Below are 18,198 nucleotides of genomic sequence, written 5' to 3' on the forward strand. Positions count from 1 at the left end.
CGTTGGTGCGTTCCGGGCTTGGCGCATTCCGAGCCGGCCGCGCAATCATTCATGCTGCCTTCAGCCCCAAACGTATGCCCGCTACTAATTCCGAGCCGCTGAAAACCAAGCACGCCGCCCTGGCCCGTCCCGACATCGGCGAGTTCGGCCGGCACGAGCTGGCCATCCTCGGCGCGCCCTGCGCCGACATTCAGGCGCTGGTGGCCCGGCTGCTGCCCCACCTGGCGCCCGCCCTGCGCGTGGCCTACGTCGACGCCGACCACGGGGCGGGCGACGCGGCGGAAACCGCCGAAACGCCAGGGTCGGCGGTGCCTCAAGTGGCCGAAAACGGCCTTGCGGCGGAGCTGGTTGACAAAATCACCCACCGCCAGCTCAGCCTGACGCGGGCGCTGGACAAGTTCTCGCAGCCCGAGCTGCTGGCCCACGAGAGCGTGGTGCTGGTGAACGGCAACCACTTCCGCGCCCGCCAGCAAGTCGTCATCGTGGACCCGCGCAAGCCGCTGGACCGCAAGCTCGACCGCCTCACCGACGTGCGCTTGATTCTGCTGGCCGACGGCCAGACCGACCTGCCCGCCGTGCTCATTGAGCACCTCGGCGCCGCCCCGCGGCCACCCGTGCTGCGGCTGGCCGACACGGCCGGCACGGCCGCCTTCATCCGGCAATGGTACCTGCTGGCCGCCCCGGTGCTGCGCGGCCTGGTGCTGGCCGGGGGCCGCAGCGAGCGAATGCAGACCGACAAGGGCGCCCTGCACTACCACGCCCTCGACCAGCGCCAGCACACGGCCGCGCTGCTCGGCGAATTCTGTCCCGACGTGCGGGTGTCCGTCCGCCCCGACCAGGCCGCCGACCTGCCCGCCGGCCTCACCGCCCTGCCCGACACCTTCCTGAACCTGGGCCCGCTGGGCGGCGTGCTCTCCGCGTTCCAGGCCGACCCCAACACCGCGTGGCTGGTGCTGGCCTGCGACCTGCCCTTCCTCACCCGCACCACGCTGGCGTTTCTGGTAGCGCACCGGCAAGCCGGCCGCCTGGCCACGGCCCTGCGCAGCCCCTGGAACGGGTTTCCCGAGCCGCTGGTCACCATCTGGGAGCCGCGCAGCTACGGGCAGCTGCTGCGCTTTTTGGGGCTGGGGTATTCCTGCCCCCGCAAGGCGTTGATTAATTCCGACATCGAGCTGCTGAACCCGCCCGTGCCCGCGGAGCTGCGCAACGTAAACACGCCCGAGGAGCGGGCCGCCGCTGAGCGGGAGCTGACCCGGTAAGGCCCGTTTGTTCGGGGCACCATCATGCTACAAGCGCCGGCGGCCAGCCGTTGCACCGGAGCAAAGTTTCGAATTCTTAACTGTTTGAGAGCCTGGCTTCCTTGCGGATAGTCGGGCTTTTTATTGGGTTGGGGGCACACTTTTCAGCAACGAGAGGGCGTTTGTGGCGCAGGTTGGCACACTTTTCGAAAGCGGCCGGCCCGAGTGTTTTATGTTTTATTCAAACCCTATTACTGACATGAAAAAATCTGCATTGCTAATCGGCGCTTTGCTCGCTACTGCGGCCATCTCTTCGGCCCAGGCCCAGGATATTCGCCTGGGTTTGCGCGCCGGCGCCAACTACTCCAACCTGGCCGGCAACGTCAAAAACCAGGATACCTACAACAACAAAGCCGGTTTCCTGGGCGGCGTGCTGCTCAACGTGCCGGTGACCAGCGACGGCTTCTTCTCGGTGCAGCCCGAGGTGCTTTATTCGCAGAAAGGCTTCGAGAACAAACCCACCGAATTTACCGGCCTGCTGGGCGCCAAGCAGAAGCGCGAGGGCAACGTGAACTACAACTACCTCGACGTGCCGGTGCTGCTGAAAGTCAATGCCGGCGGCTTCGTCGCCGAAGCCGGCCCGCAGTACTCCTACTTGCTGGGCGCCAACGACGAAACCCGCACCACCACCACGCCGGCTCTGGGCGGCGCCCCCACCACCACCGAGGCCCAGAACAAACGCGACCTGAGCGGCCTCAACCGCAGCGAGCTGGGCTATCTGGCCGGCATTGGCTACGAGGCCAGCAACGGCCTGAGCCTGAGCCTGCGCTACACCGGCGCCCTCAGCGACTTTGTGAAGAGCGACGACAACACCTACTTCAACGGCGACCTGAAAAACGCCCGTCACTCGGCGTTTCAGCTCTCGCTGGGCTACCTGCTTGCGGGCAAGTAGCCCAGCGTCTGGCTCTCATGCTGAGCGCCGGTTAATTTAAGTTTCAAAAAACCCGGTTCCTGCGCAGGAACCGGGTTTTTTGGTGAAACGATGCAAGCTTACGGGTGCGCCGCCACCCACGCGGTGCCGTCCTCGTATTCCTCGCGCTTCCAGATGGTGACCACCTGCTTGAGCGTGTCGATGATGAACTGACAGGCGGCGAAGCTCTCGGCCCGGTGCGGCGTGGCCACGGCCACCACCACGGCCACGTCGCCCAGCGCCAGCGTGCCTTTGCGGTGCACCACGGCTACGGCCTGTAGCATGGGCCACCGCTCCGCGGCTTGCGCCACCACGTGGCCGAGCTGGGTCAGGGCCATGCTGTCGTAGGATTCGTAGTGCAGCCGGCGCACGGCCCGCCCGCCCGACTGGTTGCGCACCGTGCCCACGAAGGCGTTGACGGCGCCGGCCGCCTCGGTTTGCACGGCGGCCAGGGCGGCGGCCACGTCAATGGGCTGGTCAGTAATGGCGAGGTGGGGCGTCATTTTTCAGTGAGCAGTGAGCAGTGAGCAGTGAGCAGGGCGTGCTTTTTATTGCTCACTGCCCACTGATAACTGCTCACTGACTTTCTATCCGCCGGCCACGGGTGGGATGAGGGCAATTTCGTCTACCGGCTGCAGGGGCTGGTCGGGGGCGGCGTACTCGTTGTTCACGGCCACGGCGCAGCTGCGCAGCTCCCCCAGCGCGGGGTACTGCCGGCGCAGCTCGTCCAGCAGCGCGCCCACGGTGGCGGGCGCGGGCGCCGGCAGCTCGATGACGGACGCACCCACAATGTCGCGGGTTATGCCGTACAGGGCGATTTTTAAAGACATATCTTCGGCGTAAATTTTGGATGGGAAACCAGCGCCGGGCCGCTTCCGGGGCCGGCGCCGCGGCTGGGCACTGAACACCTTTTGTTCGGCGGGGGTTTAGCGCAAGCCGGCCGTTCTACGTACAGCCCGACAAATTTGGTGATAAACGTGCTTCCCGCTGCTCCTGCTTTGGCTACTCCGGTGGTTTCGCCCCTCTTCGACCAGCACGGCCGGCCGCTGGAGTACCTGCGCCTGGCCGTGACGGACCGCTGCAACCTGCGCTGCTTCTACTGCATGCCCGCAGAAGGCATCCAGTACCTGCCCAAGCACGAGCTGCTGAGCTACGAGGAAATGCTGCGCCTGACCGGCCTGCTGGCCACGCTGGGCGTGCGCAAAGTGCGCCTCACCGGCGGCGAGCCCTTCGTGCGGCGCGACCTGGTGCCGTTTATGGAGCGCCTGGCGGATTTGCCGGGCATCGAGGACCTCAGCCTGACCACCAACGGCGTGCTCACCGCGCCCCACGTGCCGGCCCTGGTCCGCCTGGGCGTGCGGGCCGTGAACCTCAGCCTCGACACCCTGGACCGCGCCCGCTTCGCCGGCATCACGCGGCGCGACGAGCTGCCGCGCGTGCTGGACACGTTTTACGCCCTGCTCGACGCCGGCATCCGGGTTAAAATCAACGCCGTGGTGATGGACGGGCAGAACATCGACGACCTGGTGCCGCTGGCCGACCTGAGCCGCACGCTGCCCGTGGACGTGCGCTTCATCGAGGAAATGCCCTTCAACGGCGGCAGCCACGCCGCTGGTCCCGCCTCGCTGCCGTGGCACCACGTGCGCATCCGCCAGCATTTGGAGCAGCACTTTGGCGAACTCACGCCAGTGGCCACGCCCGCCGGGGCCACGGCTTCGGACTACGCCATTGCCGGCCACGCGGGCCGCGTGGGCATCATCGCCGCGTATTCGCGCACTTTCTGCGGCACCTGCAACCGCCTGCGCCTCACGGCCGAAGGCGGCCTCAAAACCTGCCTCTACGACCAAGGCGGGCTCGACACCCGCGCCCTGCTGCGCGGCGGCAACACCGACGCCGAAATCACGGCCGCGCTGGCCGCGGCCTTCCGCTTCCGGGCGGCCAATGGCTTTGAGGCGGAGCGGCAGCGGCCCCTGCACCAGCTCAGCTTCGAGAGCATGGCCACCATCGGCGGGTAGCGGCGGCGGGCGGGCGCAGTGAGGGCACGCTTGCTCAGGCACGAATATTTAGAAGCTGTTTGAGTTATTTTTTGGTGGCATGAGGACGATGTAGAGACGCATCCTGGCGTCTCGTCGTGCGTGCAGGTCGGCCAATTGCGTACAACGACGAGACGCCAGGATGCGTCTCTACATCGACCAACGGCTAGTCCAAACAGCCTCTTGAGAGTTAAAAGTTGACTGCTCAATGCTATGACTTTTAACTTTTAACTCTCAACTTTTAACTTTTCTAGCGGTGGCGGTACACGGCGGCTTCAAAGTCGACGAAGCCGGGGTAGGAGGCGGTGTCCATAAAAGGCAGGATTTGCGTGCCCTAGAAGCCGCCAATGCCGTTTTTGCGGTCAATCCAGTAGAAGAGGTTGGCCAGGCCGGCCCAGCTCAGCGAGCCGGCGGGGCGGCCGGTGGCGGCGGGCTCCTCGTTGCGCTGGAAGGTGTAGGCCCAGGTTTTGGTGATGCCGGGGTCGAACTCGCCGTCGTTGGCCAGCGAGGGAATGGACGTTTTCCAGCCGCCGCTGGTCAGGTTATTTGGCAGGCCGTTCTGGGCCATCTGCTCCACGGTTTCGGCTTTCAGCACGCGGCCGTGGGGGCCGGCGCCGTCGTTGAGGAACATGCGGATGAACTTCATGTACTCGCCCACGCTGGCGTAGAGGGCGTGGCCGCCCATGTCCATCTCGGGAGGCTGCGGCAGAATCAGGTCGGGCAGGGGCGTGAGCTGGCCGTCCTGGGCGCGGTCGTGCAGCAGGGCCCGGCGTTCCTTCATCGGCTCGGTCAGCGTGAAGCCGATGTCGGCCATGCCCAGCGGGGCCCAGATGCGCTCGGCCATCACCGCGCCCAGGCGCTGGCCGCGCTGCTGCTCCACGACGCGGCCCAGCCAGTCGATGCCCACGCCGTAGGTCCAGGCCTCGCCGGGGTCGTGCAGCAGCACGGTGCGCACCGAGGCGAAGGTACTCGATACCACGGTCGGGATGCCGTGGGCGGTGCGGTAGCGCAGGTCGTCGGCGCTGAAAAACTCGTAGCAGAGCCCGGACGTGTGCAAAATCAGGTCCCGCACCGTGATGTCGCGCTTGGGCGCCCGGGTGCGGGGCCGGCCGTCGGCGTCGAAGCCGTCGAGCACCTGCAGCTCGGCAATCTCGGGCACGTACTGCTTGGCCGCGTCGTCGAGCCGGACCCGGCCTTCCTCCACCAGCTGCATGAGGCAGACGCCGGTCATGGCCTTAGTGGTCGAGAACAGGGCCATCACCGAATCGAGCGTCATCGGCTGCTCGTGGCCCAGGGCGCGCTTGCCCGCGCAGCCCTCGTAGAAATTGGCGTGGCGGTCGGTGGCCATGGCCACCACGCCGGGGGCCCCGCCGGCCCGGTGCACCGAGTAGTGAAGAACGGTGTCGGCGGCTTGCTGCATGGTTTGTGGCATCTGCGGTAGTTGGGGGGTTAGTGCGTCGGCTGACGCGGTGAACCGGCAGCGGTGACTCCGCCCTCGGCAAAAGTTGATGGCAATTCAAATGGAGCGGCCCCCGGACATTGGCGGGAACAATCGGTTTCCCGCGGGCCCCGGGCATCTTCGGCTCTGCTCGCAACTCCGGTACGGCGGCTGGGCCGCCGGTGCGGGCCCCGGCGGGCAGCAAAGTTTCCAACGGGCCAAGCATCGGGCTGATGCGGTTGCAATGTATTTTTTTGCTTCCGCTAATCCAACACTTGCACATAATTTTATTTGTCCCAAACTACTTGAGAGACAATGAACAACCGCCACCCGCATGGTTGACCCTGCGGCTGCCGGAAAGGGAAGGCGGGACCGGGCAAAAATTCAGGTGGGAAGGGCCGCGTTCGCGGGCCGCCGCGGACGCAAGCAGTTGCGCCTGCTGCACCCGGCGGCGGCTGGCAGTGAGTGAGCGTGGCGGCGTTTAAGTTTTTATTTAAGAGGCTGTTGCGTCTGGTTTAGCTCCTGTGTTTGGAGCGGAAACGTTTGCTGGAACGCGAGCAGCTCTTTGGCGAAGCTGGCAACTCCGGGGCGCGGGCCGGCGTTGGGGAAGCTTGTACTTTGCGAAAAAGCGGAGCGCGCAGCAGGACAGTAAACATGATTTCGCTGACATATCCCCCCGGGCCTATTTCCAGAAAAGCGCACCGGCTGGCGGTGGGGGCCTTGTTTTTCCTGCTGGGGCTGTGCTTTGCCAGCTGGGCCTCGCGCATTCCGAGCGTGCAGCAGCGCATGGGCATTTCGGAAGCCGGGCTGGGCGCCGTGCTGCTGGCCGTGCCGCTGGGCCAGCTGCTCTCGCTGCCGCTGGCCGGATGGCTGGTGGCCCGAGAAGGCAGCCGCAAGGTGGTGCTGGGGGGCGTGCTGCTCTACGCGGCGGCCCTGGTGGCCCTGGGCTGGGCCGGTAGCCTCTACCAACTGGTGCCGGGCCTGGTGCTGTTCGGCGTGGGCGGCAACCTGACCAACATCGCGGTGAACACCCAGGCCGTGGGCGTGGAGCGGCTCTACCCGCACAAGCCCATCATGGCCGCGTTTCACGGGCTGTGGAGCCTGGCGGGGTTTGTGGCGGCGGCCATTGGCTCGTTCATGATTGGCCACGCCATCGCGCCGGGCGTGCATTTTGCGCTCATCGGGTTATTTATTCTCGCCGGCCTGGCCGTCAGCGCCGGCTACACCGTGCGCGAGGACCGCGGCGTGGACCCCGACCAGCCCATTTTCGTGCGGCCCGACCGGGAGCTGCTGGGCCTGGGCGCCATTGCCTTCTGCGCGCTCATCTGCGAGGGGGCCATGTTCGACTGGAGCGGCGTGTACTTCAAGAAGGTCATCCGGGCCGACAAGGACTGGGTGGGGGCAGGCTACACCGCCTTCATGAGCACCATGGCGCTGGGCCGCTTCGGGGCCGACAAGCTGGCCGGGCGCCTGGGCGCCCGGCGCGTCATTCAGCTCAGCGGGCTGCTCACGGCCACTGGTCTGCTGGTGGCGGTGCTGCTGCCCACGCTGGGCACGGCGCTGCTGGGCTTTTTGCTGGTGGGGTTCGGCACGTCGGCGGTGGTGCCGCTGGTGTACAGCGCGGCGGGCCGCTCGCAGCGCATGTCGGCGGGTATGGCGCTGGCGGCGGTGTCTACGATTGGCTTTTTCGGCTTTCTGCTGGGGCCGCCGGTCATTGGCTTCGTGGCCGGGGCCACCAGCCTGCGGGTGTCGTTCGCGCTCATTGCCGGCATGGGCCTGTGCGTGTCGGCAGTGGCGAGCAAGGTGCGGGTGTAGGGCGGAGCTGGCTCCGCCCGTCGTTGAGTGGCACTGGTGATGGGACAGAAAATCAGCCCGTCATGCCGAGCGCAACCGAGACATCTCGCTCGCATCGTTCACCGATTGAAGTAGTATTGCACGCGAGATGCCTCGGCTCCGCTCGGCATGACGTTCTTTTGAATCTGCTTTACTGCCCCAACCCATCCAGTCCCAACCCATGGAAACGACTTCATCCGTCACCAAATACACCTGGGACGCCATGCCCCGGGAGCAGCTGTCGGACCAGCTCTCGCGCCGCCTCATCACGGGCCAGGACGTGATGCTGGCCCACGTTTACCTCAAGCAAGGCTGCATCGTGCCGCTGCACCACCACATCAACGAGCAGATAACCTACATTCTGGAGGGCGCCCTGCGCTTCCACATCGGGGCGGCAGACGGCGAGGAAATCATCGTGCGGGCCGGCGAGGTGCTGCACATCCCGTCCAACGTGCCGCACATGGCCGAGGCCCTGGAGGACACCCTCGACGTGGACATCTTCAGCCCGCCCCGCCAGGACTGGCTGGACAAGTCGGACGATTACCTGCGTAAGAAATAAGCGCATGGACCTCGGACTGCACGGAAAAGTGGCTTTGGTGGCCGCCGCCAGCAAGGGCCTGGGGCGCGCCGTGGCCGAAGAACTCGCGGCCGAAGGCGCCGCGCTGGTGCTCTGCGCCCGCGGCGACGAGGCCCTGCAGGCGACCTGCGCCGCCATCGCGCAAGCCAGCGGCGGGCCCGTGCTGGGCGTGGCCGCCGATGTTTCGAACCCCGCCGACGTGGCCCGCGTGGTGCAGGCCGCGCTGGCCCGGTTCGGCCGCGTCGATATTCTGGTAACCAATGCCGGGGGCCCGCCCGCCGGCACCTTCGACGCGCTGGACGCCGGCGCCTGGGAGGCCGCTACGCGCCTGCTCCTGACCAGCGCGGTGGAGCTGACCCGCGCCGTGCTGCCCGGCATGAAGGCCCGGGGCTGGGGCCGCATCCTGAACGTGACTTCCATCTCGGTGAAGCAGCCGGTGGCCAACCTCATGCTCTCCAACAGCCTGCGCGCGGCCGTGACGGGCATGGCCCGCACGCTGGCCACCGAAGTGGCGGCCTCGGGCATCACGGTCAACAACATCCTGCCGGGCTACACGCGCACCGAACGGGTGATGGAGCTGGCGGCGGCCACGGCCGCGAAAGAGGGCATATCGGCCGACGCGGCCACCGCCCGCTGGGAAGCCGAAATTCCGATGCGGCGGCTGGGCGAGCCGCGCGAGTTTGCCGCGCTGGCAGCGTTCCTGTGCTCGGAGCGGGCCAGCTACATCACCGGCACCTCCGTTCCGGTGGACGGCGGCTGGATTCGCTCGCTGCTGTAAGCGGCTGTTTGCGTTGCTGGGACTGTGGCAGAGACGCATATTTGCGTCTTATCGTCCGCGCCGCCCGCATCGTTTGGGCGGTATCGGGCAACGATAAGACGCAAAATATTGCGTCTCTTCGTCCGCACCGAACGCCTGTCTCCGCACCTCCTCGTTCAACGCCGAGACGCAAGTATGCGTCTCTACCTCGTCCCAGCAACCGGAAGTTAACTCCAACAGCTTCCAAAGGCGGCGCCGTACCTGTCCCCGTGTGCAGCGCGTAAATCGTCCGCCGGCTGTAGAGACGGGTATTCGCGTCTCGGCGGTCCCGATTCCGCCCGGACGATGCCCGGTGGCGCGGGCGCCGAGACGCGAATACGCGTCTCTACCTCGTTCTCGCGCGGCAGGGCAAACGGGGCGGTAGGGGCGCCCGGCCTGTGCGGTGCCCGCTGGTCAAGTAAAATGCGGGCGAGTCCGTTGTGGAGGATGGTCAGGTCCCAACAAGCCCGTGGCCATCCGGTTGTCGATGCTACTTATGCCCCCCGGGGTCCGCCATGAAACAAGAAAAATTGCTGCTGTTCCTGCTCGCGGCCGTGCAGTTCACCAATATCCTGGACTTCGTCATCATGATGCCGCTGGGGCCGCAGTTGATGCCGGCGCTGGGCATCGAGCCCCAGCAGTTCGGGCTGGTTATCTCGGCGTACACGTTCAGCGCCGGGGCCACGGGCCTGGCGGCGGCCTTTTTCCTCGACCGCTTCAACCGCAAAACGGCGCTGCTGGCCCTCTACCTCGGCTTTGGGCTGGGCACGGTGGCCTGCGCCCTGGCGCCGGGCTACGGCTGGCTGGTGGCGGCGCGGGTGCTCACCGGCGCGTTTGGCGGGGTGCTGGGCTCGCTGGTGCTGGCCACCGTGGGCGACGCCGTGCCCGAAAGCCGCCGCGGGCAGGCCATTGGCATCGTGATGGGGGCGTTTTCGGTGGCCTCGGTGGTGGGCGTGCCGCTGGGCCTGTACCTGGCCAGCCACTTTTCCTGGCACCTGCCGTTCATCGTGTTGGGCGGGCTGAGCCTGGCCATCTGGGCGCTCATCTACTTCGTGATGCCCGACATGCGCGGGCACATCGGGCCCCGGGCGGTGCCGTTCGGCGAGCGGGCCGCGGCGGTGTTCGGGCTGTTTGGCAACCCGTCGGTGCGCTTCGCCCTGCTGCTCACGGCCGTGATGATGCTGGGGCACTTCAGCGTGATATCCTTCATGAGCCCCTACTTGGTGAGCAACGTGGGCTTCACCAACGCCCAACTGAGCTACGTGTACCTGGTGGGCGGGGCCGTCACGCTCGTGACCTCGCCGCTGGCGGGGCGGCTGGCCGACCGCTACGGCAAGGTGCCGGTGTACACGCTGTTTACGCTGGCCACCGTGCCGGTGATGCTGGTAATTACCCGGCTGGGGCCCGCGCCGCTGCCGCTGGTGCTGCTGCTGGCGGCGGCGCTGTTTGCGGTCAGCGGGCGGTTTGTGCCGGCCACGGCCCTGGCCACGGGCGTGGTGCCGCCCCAGCAGCGCGGCTCTTTCATGAGCCTGAACACGTCGGTGCAGCAGCTGGCGGCCGGCACGGCGGCCTACCTGGCCGGGCTCATCGTGGTGAAAACCGCCACCGGCAACCTGCTGCACTTCGAGTGGGTGGGCTACCTGGCCGTGGCCGCCAACCTGCTGAGCCTGCTGGTGGTGCGGCGCATCGGCGCGGCTGAGCCCGTGGTGGTAGCGCCCGCGGCCGGCGTGCCCGTGGCGGCGGTAAGCGCCGAATGAACGGCAAGAAACTGTTGGAGTTAGTTTGCAGACCGCCAGCACAGTGTAGCATCGCATCCTTGCTTCTTGCCGTTCGCGCCGGTTGGACCGTTTGAACCGGTTGCCGTTCAACGACGAGACGCGGGGATGCGGCGCTACCTCCATCTTCGCAGCTCAAAAGAATAAACTCCAACAGCTTTTAAAACTCCAACAGCTTTTAAAGGAACGGTCGTGCACAGCGCCCAAGCACCGCGCGTATCGTTCAACGGTTGGATTGGTGACCGGCGCGAGCTGCTTGGCTACGCCAGCCTTCGGTTCGCTGCGCTCTGCACGACGTTCTGCCTGCCCCTTTCATCTCCTACCCCCTCCCCCACCGCCAGCGGATGCCCACGTTTGCCGGCGTGCTGCCGGCCATGTTTTTGGGCGCTCTTGACCAGACCCATTGTGCCCACGCTTTGCCGCGCATCGGGGCCGGCTTGAATGGCCTGGAACGATTCGCGTGGGTGGCCTGGGCGCTCGGCGCAGTGCTCACGCTTACGGTGGCGCGCGCTGCTGGTGCCGGAGCTGCCGCTGCGCAAGCGCAACGAGGGGCCGGTGGGTAACCCCACAGGACCCCCGCGCCGCGCACAAACCCGATAACCACTCCATGTCGTTCGCGAAACTGCCCTAACAACGGACAACGAACAACTGACAACTAATAGCTAGTGCTGCCCCAGCCCCGCCCAGCCGCGCCGCATGGCGTAGTGCACGGCCGTGCCCACCACCAGCCCCACCAGGTAGCCGTAGGGCAGCCCGGCGCAGAGCAGGCCCACCAGCAGCGCCACCAGCAGCTCGGCGCGGCTGCCGCTGATGTCGCGCAGCAGGGCGGCCAGCGTCAGGGCCTCGAAGAGCAGCAACGTGCCGAGAATGGGCAGCGGAAAAATCTGCACCACCTGCGCAAAGCCTTGGCTGAAAAACAGGCCCAGCGTGAGAAATAAGCCGCCGTAGATGACCACCGAGCCGCCCGTGCGCGCCCCAAACGCGTAGTGCCCCGCCATGCCACCCGAGCCGTGGCACACCGGAAAGCCGCCCAAAAAGGGGTTTACCAGGTTCATCAGCGCGTAGGTGAGGCTGATTTGGCGCACCGTGAGGCGGCGCTCGGGGTAGTAGTCGGCGGCAATCTGGCGGGTGGCCAGGATGGAATTGCCCAGCGAAAGTGGAATCTGGGGCAGCGCCAGCAGCAGCGCGCCGGTGAGAATGTCGGCCGCTTCGGGCCGGTGCCAGGTGGGCAGGCGCAGCCCAATGGCGCGCTGGGCCGTGGCCAGGTCCAGCTTGAACACCAGCGCATACGCCACGCCCAGGCCCACCACCAGCAGCGCCGCCGGCCAGCGCCGGTTGCCCAGCAGCACCACGATGATGCCGAACGCCGCCGCCGCCAGCGCGTAGCCGGCCGGCCCGTCGGCCGGCACGTACTGCTTCAGGGCCAGCGTGGCCAGTTGCAGGGCCAGCCCGAACTGGATGCCGCGCACCACGGGCTTGGGCACCAACCGCGCCAGCGCATCAATCAGCCCCGTCACCGACAGCAAAAACATGCTGACCCCGATGGCCAGCCCACCCCCGAAGATGACCCGCCCCGGGATTTTCTGAGCAATAACCAGCGCCGCAAACGCCTTGAGCGGCTGCACCGGCATGGGCATCCGGTACCAGAGTCCCGAAAACACCTGCATCAGCCCGAACAGGATGAGCACCCCGGCGCTGTCGACGCCCGAGGCGGCGATGACGCCGATGAGCAGCGGCAGGTCGGTGCCCAGGTCGCCGAACGCGCCGGCCAGCTCGTTGCGGTCGAAGCGCAGGGGCGGGCGGACGGGCGGCGCCGGGCGGGGCGGCGGGGCGGGGGCAGCGGTTACGTCCACGGAGAAGCAGTTGGGGTGGCGGGCGCAAAAGTGGGGCCGAACGCCAATAGAACGTCGTGCTGCTGGAACATCATGCGCAACAAAACGTCATGCCTCGGCTACGCTCGGCATGACGTTTTGATACCTCAAAATTACGCAAGCACACCGCCCGGCAACCCCGCTACTTCTTGTTTTTCAGCAGGCGGGCGGCTTCGCTGGCCTGCTCGGCTACCTGGCCCAGGTACTCGCCGCTGGTGTAGCCCTTGCGGAAGCGCAGCGGCTTCAGGCGCTTGCCCAGCGCCTCCACGGCCTGCTCGTGGTCGAGGGCGCCTTCGTTGTGGGCCAGGAAAATGGTGGCCACGCCGTTGCCGATGAAGTTGGTGATGGACCGCGCCTCGGACATAAACCTATCCACGCCCAGCAGCAGGGCCAGGCCTTCCACCGGAATCACCTTCATGGCCGTGAGCGTGCTGGCCAGCACCACGAAGCCGCTGCCCGCCACGCCCGCCGCGCCCTTGCTCGTCACCATGAGAATGCCCATCATGGTCAAAATCTGGCCCCCGGAAAGGTCCACGTGGAACACCTGGGCCAGGAAAAGCGTGGCCAGCGAGAGGTAGATGGTCGTGCCGTCGAGGTTGAACGAGTAGCCCGTGGGCACCACCAGCCCCACCACCGGCTGGGCGCAGCCCATGCGCTCGAGCTTTTCCATCAGCCCCGGCAGGCCGGCTTCGGACGAGGACGTGCCCAGCACAATCAGCAGCTCGGCCCTGATGTATTTGAGAAACGACCACATGCCGATGTTGCAGTAGCGCAGAATGGCCCCCAGGATGAAGAAAATGAACACGGCCATGGTCAGGTACACCGTCACCATGAGCTTGCCCAGCGGTAGCAGCGTGGCAATGCCGTACTTGCCAATGGTGAAGGCCATGCCGCCGAACGCGCCGATGGGTGCGAAGAGCATCACCAGGTGCAGCCCCCGAAACACGTACTTCGAAGCTTCCTTGAGGAAGTGAATGATGGGCTGGCGGCCAGCGTACTTGCTGAGCGCGATGCCCAGCACGATGGCAATGATGAGGACCTGCAGCGTAAGGTTGTCGGCCAGGAAGTGGCCCCACGAGAACTCGCCGGCCCGCTTGGTGAACTCGCCCACTTTGTCGGTGCCGAGCTTGCCCACGGCCACGCCGTCGCCGGGCCGCACCACCGCCGCCACCGCCACCCCGATGAACAAGGCCAGCGTGGTCACCACCTCGAAGTACAGCAAGGCCTTGCCGCCGATGCGCCCCACCTTCTTGAGGTCGCCCATGGTGCTGATGCCGAGCGTGATGGTGAGGAAGATGATGGGGTTGATGAACAGCTTCACCACGTCGATGAAGCGCTTGCCCAGAAACTCCATCTTCACGGCGGTGGCGGGCGCAAAGTGCCCCAGCAGCGCCCCGGCCACGATGGCCGCCAGGACCAGCAGGGTCAGGTGTTGGGTAATGTTACGAAGTTTCATGGCGGCGTAGTTGTCAGTTACTGGTTGTTGGTTGTCAGCGTTCAGGCGTCAGCAATGGTCAGCACAGCCTGACAACTGACAACGAAAAACCAACAACTACTGCAGCCACCAGCCCAGCGCGGCCAGCAGCGGCAACGAAAGCGGAATGCCCAGGCCCACCATCTGGGCGGCCAGGGGCGGGTCGAGGCCGTAGCGGTCGGCCACGGCGCCGGCCGTGTTCATGGGGCCAATGGCGGCGCCGAGCACGCAGAGGTCCACGGCCGGGCCGTGCTGCCGGGCCAGGCCGTGGTACACGCCCCAGACCAGCAGCGGGGCCAGCAGCAGCTTGTAGCCCAGGCCGAGGCCCAGCAGCCGGGCCCGCGACCGCGGCACGGCCAGTTGCAGTTGCAGGCCCACCGAGAGCAGCGCGACGACCGGAAACGGCGCGCTCAGCTTTTCCAGCACGCCGCGCACCAGGGCCGGGTGGCGGTAGCCCGCCGCGTTGGCCCCCAGCGCCAGCACGAAGGCCAAAAACGGCGGAAACCGCACCACGTTGGCCCCGATGCTGCGCCAGCTCGGCCGGGCCGCCCCGTACCACGCGCCCACCACCACGCCCAAGGTCACGCAAATCAAAATCGAGCCGGCCAAGCTCATCACGATACCCATTTCCAGCCCGGCCCGGCCGTAGAGCAGCTCGAAAATGGGGAACCCCACGAACGAGACGCTGCTGATGCCGCCCGTGAGAATGAGGGCGCCCACCGTGCCGCGGGCCAGCCCCAGCCGCCGCCCCACCGCCGCGAAAAACGCCCAGCCCGCCCCGAATATCAGCCAGGGCATGAGCATGGGCAGCAGAAACCGCTGGTCGAGCCGCGCCTCGGCCAGGTGCAGAAACGTGAGGGCCGGCAGCAGCACCGCCAGCAGCACCTGGTTGAGCACCGCGTGCGAGCCCGGCGGCACCACCCGCCAGTGCCGTAGCGCCGCCCCCGCACCCAGGCAGACAAGCAGCAGGACGAGGTTAGTCATGGGGCGATGGGTTCGTTCTGGTGTTTCGCCTCACGGGACCCCTCCGGGGCCGGCCCCCTCTCCGGTGGAGAGGGGGGAGCCATGGCGGCGCGGGATTTTATCTACAATTGAAGAGTTAAAAGTTAAGAGGCAAGCGGGTCTTTGACTTTCAACCCTTCCCTTGTAACCCTCAACTGTCGACGGGCTCCCCCCCCCCTCTCCATCGGAGAGGGGGCCGGCCCCGGAGGGGTCCCGTGAGGCGAACGCTAAAACGTCAGCGTCAGATTGCCATAGTAGTACGCGCCGTTGAAGCCGAACTGGGCCACGTTGCGCGAATAGGGAATCTCGCCGTTGGAGTAGCTGGCGAAACGGGCGGCGTCCACCCGGTCGGGGTACACATTGGTGAAGTTGTTGGCGCCCACCGTCAAGGCAATGGCACTGGCCGGGGTGTACACCAAGGACAGGTCGAACACGGTTTTGCCACTGAATTCCTGGCTGATGTGGGGCACATAAATCACGCTGGTCACGCCGCCGGTAGTCACGGTGCGGTTGTTCGGCTTCTCGTAGGCCGTCACCGCCCCGAAGTAAGTCGCGCGGGGCGTCAGGCTGAACTTGCCCAGCGAGTACGTTGCCGAGAGCAGCACCTTCCGGCGCGGCTGGGCCCGCTCAATCAGCCCAATACTCACCGTGTCGATGAGCAGCACGCGGTTGGCGGTGCCGGCCTGCAACTCGGCGGGCGTGTCGGCGGTGCGCACGATTTTGGTTTCGTTCAAGGTGCCGGCCAGGCTGACGCTCAGGCGGCTCTGCTCGCCGAAATCGGTCTTGTAAGTCGTCACTAAATCAAGGCCGCGGGTGCGGGTGTCAATGGCGTTGGTGAAGAAGCGAATTTCCTCGACATCGAACGCCGGTGTTTGCAAGGCCACGATATCCCTTTTAATCAGCCGTTCGCTGACGATGATGCGGTCAGTAATGTCAATCTGGTAGGCATCGAGGGTAAAAAGCAAGCTATTGCTGGCCTGGGCGGCCACGCCGACGCTGTAGTTCCAGGAAGTTTCGGCCTTGGGCTCGGCCACGCCCAGCGACTTTATCCGCGGGTCGTCGTTGCGCAGCTGCTTGGTTTGCACGATGGAGCCGGCCTGCACCGTGGAGGTGGTCACGCTGTTGAACGTCTGTTGCAAGGAAGGAGCTCGGAAGCCGCGGTTCACCGAGCCGCGTAGCGAAAGGCCCTCGGTCAGCTTGAGGCGCGAAGCGAATTTGCCCGACACGTTGGAGCCGAAGTCCGAGTAGTTCTCGTAGCGCACGGCCGCCGCCAGCAGCAGGCGCTCGGTCACGTCGCTCTCCAGGTCGACGTACCCGCCCACGTTGGTGCGCGTGGTGTTGGTCTCCTCGTCGGGCGCGATGCCCGGCCGGCCGTTCGAGAACGGGTTCTTGCGCGGCGTTGGCGGCGTGGTCGGCGCGGGGTCCGCCAGCGCCCCGCGCGCGTAGGATTCCGGGCTGCCTTTCACCAGGGTGAACTGGTCGGCCCGGAACTGACCGCCAAAGGCCACGTTGAACGTTTTGGTCCCGAAGAGGCCCTCGTAGTTGCGCGACACGTTCACCTCGCTCGTGCTCTGGCCAAAGGTGCTGCGGCCCACGTAAAAATCGGTGGGCGACTCCGCGCCCAGCGAAGCGTTGGCGGTGTTGTTGGCAAACAAGTCGAGGTAGTTGTAGCCGTAGCCGGAGCTAAAGTCCAGGTTCCAGCCGCCGGCCACCTTGCGGCGCAGCCCCACCACGGCCGAGTAGTCGTCGCTGCGGCCCGGCAGCTTGGGCAGGTAGCCATCGGGAAACAGCGGGCTGTAGTTGCCACCGGCGGTCGCGCCGTTGCGGAAGAACCCGTAGGCCAGAATGTCCTTGCGTGAATACCCGCCGAAGCTATACACCGACCATCCGCCCTCGCCCACTGGCACGCCCAGGTTATAGAAGCCCTGGTAGATATCGGCCTGGTTGCTGCCGTACACGCCTACTTTGAAGGGCGTGCCAACGGGCCCGTACACGCCGCGCTCGGCCCGGATGCGGTTCTCGGTGGCGAGCTGAGGAGCAGTTGGGGCGGCGGGAAGAGTAGAGGGGGCATTGAAGGTGGTGTAAACTCCGCCCACGTAGTTGTCCGTGCGGTTGGTCTGCTCCTGGCGCTGGTACTGCAAGGTCAGGTTGAGGTAGCCGGGGTTGGCGTTGCCCAGCTTCAAGCCGTAGTTGGCGCCGGCCAGGTACTGAGCGCCGTCGCCCTCCTTGGTGATGCCGTACTGCGCTTTGGCGGTGACCACGCCCGTGCTCTTGTTCAGCCCTAGGTTAATCACGCCCGCGATGGCGTCGGAGCCGTACTGGGCCGCCGCGCCGTCGCGCAACACCTCAATCCGCTCGATGGCCAGCGCCGGAATGGCGTTTAAGTCCGTCACCACGGTGCCGGCGCCCACGGTCACGTTCAGGTTCAGGGCGGAGAATTGGTGGCGGCGCTTGCCGTCCAAGAGCACCAGCACCTGGTCGGGCGAGAGGCCGCGCAGGCTGGCCGGGTCGGCGTAGTTGGCCACGCCGTTCACGCCGGTTTTGGCCGAGTTGAACGAGGGCGAGTTGAACTGCACCTGCTGGCCCAAATCGACCTGGCCGGTGGCCTGCAGCTCCTTGGCGCTGAGCACGTCCACCGGCGAGGGGCGCTCCACGTCGGTGCGGGGCAAGCCGCGCGAGCCCACCACCACCACCTCGTTCAGGTCCTGGGCGCTCACCTGCAAGGCTACCTCAAGCGTGGAGCGGTTATCCAGCGGAATCTGTTGGGCCTGGAAGCCGACGGCCGAAAAGATGAGCGTCGCGCTGGGCTCGACGCTGATGGTAAAGAGGCCCTCGCTGTTGGCGGCCGTGCCGTTGTTGGTGCCTTTTTCAAGCACCGTGGCCCCGGGAATAACCTCGCCCCGGCTGCCGAGCACGTGCCCCGAAACCTCTAGCTTTTGCGCGTTTGCCGTCAACCCAAACAGGACGAAGAGCAGTAGTAGTATTTGTTTCATGAAACTGTGGCTGGTAAAAAAGTGGTGAAGAAAAGAGTAGAGAAACGATTCAACCTTGGGCGAAAACCGCCCGGCGCCGGAAGTGTTCGGGCGCCGAACGGGGCTGACCCGCGCCGCGCGCATGCCGCCCAACAAATCGCCCGGCGGCACCCGGTTGTTGGCTAATTAACTGTCAAACTCAGCGTGAAGCAACGCGTG

The 18,198-nt window shown here is 66.1% G+C and carries 14 protein-coding genes; 7 read left to right on the forward strand and 7 right to left on the reverse strand.

All coding sequences use genetic code 11. From position 1 onward, the window contains the following. The first annotated feature begins 74 nt into the window (after positions 1-74). Positions 75-1,259: an NTP transferase domain-containing protein gene (locus RMO51_RS11825; RefSeq protein ID WP_310394864.1), complete on the forward strand. Its 1,185-nt coding sequence runs from the start codon at positions 75-77 to the stop codon at positions 1,257-1,259. Positions 1,260-1,497: 238 nt separating this feature from the next. Further along, a complete protein-coding gene (locus tag RMO51_RS11830; protein ID WP_310394866.1) occupies positions 1,498-2,190 on the forward strand; it encodes a porin family protein in 693 nt (230 codons plus the stop codon). 98 nt (positions 2,191-2,288) lie between these two features. Here RMO51_RS11830 and RMO51_RS11835 read toward each other — a convergent pair whose 3' ends face one another. Further along, positions 2,289-2,711, reverse strand: coding sequence for a molybdenum cofactor biosynthesis protein MoaE (locus tag RMO51_RS11835; RefSeq protein ID WP_310394867.1), 423 nt, complete (start codon positions 2,709-2,711; stop codon positions 2,289-2,291). A gap of 84 nt (positions 2,712-2,795) precedes the next feature. Beyond that, on the reverse strand, positions 2,796-3,038 hold the full coding sequence (locus tag RMO51_RS11840) for a MoaD/ThiS family protein (RefSeq protein WP_310394868.1): 243 nt from the start codon (positions 3,036-3,038) through the stop codon (positions 2,796-2,798). Positions 3,039-3,176: 138 nt separating this feature from the next. On the opposite strand from RMO51_RS11840, the gene moaA reads away from it, so the two are divergent. Next, complete coding sequence (gene moaA, locus RMO51_RS11845; RefSeq protein WP_409025042.1) at positions 3,177-4,223, forward strand: GTP 3',8-cyclase MoaA; 1,047 nt, start codon at positions 3,177-3,179, stop codon at positions 4,221-4,223. A gap of 352 nt (positions 4,224-4,575) precedes the next feature. Here moaA and RMO51_RS11850 read toward each other — a convergent pair whose 3' ends face one another. Further along, on the reverse strand, positions 4,576-5,673 hold the full coding sequence (locus tag RMO51_RS11850) for a serine hydrolase domain-containing protein (protein ID WP_310394869.1): 1,098 nt from the start codon (positions 5,671-5,673) through the stop codon (positions 4,576-4,578). Between the two features lie 660 nt (positions 5,674-6,333). Between RMO51_RS11850 and RMO51_RS11855 the strand changes: the two genes are divergently transcribed. The 4 genes from RMO51_RS11855 to RMO51_RS11870 all read left to right on the forward strand — a co-directional run bounded on the left by RMO51_RS11855 (position 6,334) and on the right by RMO51_RS11870 (position 10,642). Continuing rightward, positions 6,334-7,494: an MFS transporter gene (locus RMO51_RS11855; RefSeq protein WP_310394870.1), complete on the forward strand. Its 1,161-nt coding sequence runs from the start codon at positions 6,334-6,336 to the stop codon at positions 7,492-7,494. A gap of 199 nt (positions 7,495-7,693) precedes the next feature. Beyond that, positions 7,694-8,071: a cupin domain-containing protein gene (locus tag RMO51_RS11860; protein WP_310394872.1), complete on the forward strand. Its 378-nt coding sequence runs from the start codon at positions 7,694-7,696 to the stop codon at positions 8,069-8,071. A gap of 4 nt (positions 8,072-8,075) precedes the next feature. Next, on the forward strand, positions 8,076-8,867 hold the full coding sequence (locus RMO51_RS11865) for an SDR family oxidoreductase (protein WP_310394875.1): 792 nt from the start codon (positions 8,076-8,078) through the stop codon (positions 8,865-8,867). Between the two features lie 533 nt (positions 8,868-9,400). Continuing rightward, positions 9,401-10,642: an MFS transporter gene (locus RMO51_RS11870; protein ID WP_310394876.1), complete on the forward strand. Its 1,242-nt coding sequence runs from the start codon at positions 9,401-9,403 to the stop codon at positions 10,640-10,642. 680 nt (positions 10,643-11,322) lie between these two features. Here the strand turns inward: RMO51_RS11870 and RMO51_RS11875 are convergent. From RMO51_RS11875 to RMO51_RS11890, 4 genes are all read right to left on the reverse strand, one after another. After that, positions 11,323-12,513 (reverse strand): putative sulfate/molybdate transporter, encoded by a 1,191-nt coding sequence (locus tag RMO51_RS11875; RefSeq protein ID WP_310394878.1) that lies wholly within the window; start codon positions 12,511-12,513, stop codon positions 11,323-11,325. A 160-nt stretch (positions 12,514-12,673) separates the two neighbouring features. Then, positions 12,674-13,987, reverse strand: coding sequence for a cation:dicarboxylate symporter family transporter (locus RMO51_RS11880; protein ID WP_310394880.1), 1,314 nt, complete (start codon positions 13,985-13,987; stop codon positions 12,674-12,676). Between the two features lie 96 nt (positions 13,988-14,083). Then, the gene (locus RMO51_RS11885; protein WP_310394881.1) at positions 14,084-14,989 is read right to left on the reverse strand and encodes an AEC family transporter; all 906 of its coding nucleotides are present in this window, start codon (positions 14,987-14,989) and stop codon (positions 14,084-14,086) included. A 245-nt stretch (positions 14,990-15,234) separates the two neighbouring features. After that, positions 15,235-18,000: a TonB-dependent receptor gene (locus tag RMO51_RS11890; RefSeq protein WP_310394882.1), complete on the reverse strand. Its 2,766-nt coding sequence runs from the start codon at positions 17,998-18,000 to the stop codon at positions 15,235-15,237. Positions 18,001-18,198: the final 198 nt, after the last annotated feature.

The organism is Hymenobacter sp. (genome assembly GCF_031398885.1).
In the GTDB taxonomy this organism is placed as follows: domain Bacteria; phylum Bacteroidota; class Bacteroidia; order Cytophagales; family Hymenobacteraceae; genus Hymenobacter.